Source organism: Bartonella sp. CL70QHWL (assembly GCF_042194855.1).
Taxonomy (GTDB): Bacteria; Pseudomonadota; Alphaproteobacteria; order Rhizobiales; family Rhizobiaceae; genus Bartonella.
The window spans coordinates 1-1,188 of sequence record NZ_JBHINJ010000082.1; the positions used below are offsets into that span (position 1 = coordinate 1).

At 43.6% G+C, this 1,188-nt stretch carries 1 protein-coding gene; it reads right to left on the reverse strand.

Going from position 1 to position 1,188, the window contains the following annotated elements:
* Positions 1 to 39 precede the first annotated feature (39 nt).
* A complete protein-coding gene (locus ACFIJZ_RS09790; protein ID WP_375631970.1) occupies positions 40 to 1,128 on the reverse strand; it encodes a DUF3792 domain-containing protein in 1,089 nt (362 codons plus the stop codon).
* Between the last annotated feature and the right edge of the window lie 60 nt (positions 1,129 to 1,188).

A 1,188-nucleotide genomic window follows, 5' to 3' on the forward strand; every position in this document is an offset into this window, starting at 1 on the left:
CGTGCAGCTTTTTATGTATTTGCTTTAAAGGTAGACGTTTTAAAGCATGAAAGTGTCCTTACGGCTTCTATAACCATAATAGCCAAAAACACTGGAAATAATGGCGCCTACCAGACTGCCTAAAAAGCCCCACCACCCCATATTGGAGGCTGTTTTTGTGGCTTTAGTCGCAGTGTTTTTGGCGCCCTTGATCGTATCCTCAAGATTGTCTGAGAGTGTTTCTGCCCGTTCTTCAAGGACTTTGATGGCTTTTTCGGTCTTTTCTTCTGCGCTTTGATAGAGTTGGACGGCACGGTTTACTGCTGTTTGTGCATCCGCACGGGACATGCCATCGGTCACAAGGGCCTTGATGATATCACTTCGATCAAATTTTGTCGTGAGATCTTCTACACGATCAGACAGACGCTCACCAAGATTTTTTAAAGTGGTGCGATAGTAAGAAGGATCATTTTTGAAAGCTGTTATCGCAGAACCAATATCATTGAGTGCAGCTTGATAGGTTTGTTTCAAGCGATCAGGGTTGAGAGCAGGAATGTCGCTTTTATTGAGAAGGGTGCGCAATTCACTCGAAAGTTGGTCAAAATTGATGCCATTGTCACTATTTTTTGCAAAAAACTTTTCAAGACTTTCGCTGTTTAAGTTTGCAAGTATGGGGGAAATATTGTTTTTGAGGCTGTCCACGGTTTGTTGGACCATGGAGCTGTTTTCTAGAGCCGTTTTAGCTCCTATCTTTGCTGTACTAGAAACCACGTGGATGGCTTGGAGGGTCATCAGCAATGTTATGAGAGCCCAGGTGAGAAAGCCATGAAGAGTCCCTGAGGTTTCAGCAAAACGTCCAGCTACAAAGCCTCCCAAGGCTAGGCTAATCAGTGTAACGATAACAGAGCCCACGCCAAAGGAGAGGAAAGAGCCTTCAAATGGGGTTGAAGAGGTGAAATCCATTTGGCTTAAGCCTAAAGCTGCGACCAGAAAAGAGAGGCAGATTGAGGTGGCAAGAGCCGTCACCAGTCCCGCAAAGATTGCGGACCATGAAATGGGTGTGTGAAAGAGTGAATATTTTTCTTCTAGAGATGTTTCTCCTAAAAAATTTGTATCAAATGGTGTGTTTTCAGGAATGCGAGTTTCCATGTTTTATCTCCTTGAATATGCTGGAGATACAATGCCTTTTTGCAAATTATGTTCCAAAAG